Annotated in this window: 1 protein-coding gene; it reads left to right on the top strand. The window is 39.2% G+C overall.

Annotated features, from left to right (window positions below; genetic code table 11):
* The first annotated feature begins 83 nt into the window (after positions 1–83).
* A complete protein-coding gene (locus tag Q1K34_RS17965) occupies positions 84–1,097 on the top strand; it encodes an IS30 family transposase (protein WP_300442125.1) in 1,014 nt (337 codons plus the stop codon).
* Positions 1,098–1,104 lie beyond the last annotated feature (7 nt).

Raw genomic sequence — 1,104 nt, 5'->3', positions numbered from 1 at the left:
TCTAAGTTCAATATATAAATGCAACTCAAATTAAATCATTGGGGGCTAGCCCCCAATGATTAGCCAAGTGCTAAATTTGATTTGTGAAGAAAAAATTTAAACAACTTAGTCAAGAGCAAAGATACCAAATTGGTGCTTTGTTGGAAGCAGGGAAGAATAATTCTGAGATAGCCGATATAATTGGCGTTCATAAATGTACCATAGGTCGTGAGCTTAAAAGGAATATAGGAAAGCGTGGACAGCATGCTGGCACTTATGTACCTCGCCTAGCTCAGAGTAAAACAGCGGTTAGACATACAACTAAAAATAAATTCTTAAAGCTGACCGATTCCCTCAAAGAACAGGCCGCTGGTTGGCTAAAGAAAGAACATTTAAGCCCGGAACTAATTGCGGTCGAATGGAAATACAGGGGCATAGAAGGCGTCTCACTTGAATGTCTCTATCAATGGATATGGAATTGCAAGAAAAGCAACAGGAAAGAGAATATACCTTATAAGGATCTATATCGCTACTTGAAACATGGTAGGAGAAGGTTTAAACGTGGGAATTATAAGAACACCAGAGGAACTATACAGAATCGGGTGTCTATAGAACAGCGCCCCGATGTAGTGGAGAATCGGGAACGTTTGGGCGATGTGGAAGTAGATCTGATGATGGGAAAAGACCACGGATCAGCTCTATTGGTAATGACAGAGAGAACTACATTAACCACTACCTTAGACCTTTTGAAAGGTAAGGATTCTGAGATTGTCCAGGAGAAAATAAGTGATCGGATATCAAGGATTGGAAACAGCTGGATTAAGACAATGACTTTTGACAATGGAAAAGAATTTGCAGGGCACGGGAAAATTGCTGAAAAACACAATGTCAAAACCTATTTTACAAGACCTTATACCTCGCAGGATAAAGGAACGGTAGAGAATAGGATCGGGCTCATCAGAAGGTTTTTGCCCAAGAAAACTGACTTAAATTTGGTAAGCGAAAAGAGGATCAGAGAAATAGAAAAAATGATCAATCATAGAAGAGTAAGGAAGTTTGGCTACATTAGTCCAATAGAAAAATTAAAATCAACTTGGCCAGTTGCATTTATCACTTGAACATGGC

Source organism: Christiangramia sp., from assembly GCF_029937855.1.
Lineage (GTDB): Bacteria > Bacteroidota > Bacteroidia > Flavobacteriales > Flavobacteriaceae > Christiangramia.
Note: the sequence above shows the minus strand (reverse complement) of the source record. Positions and strands in the feature narration are given on the sequence as shown.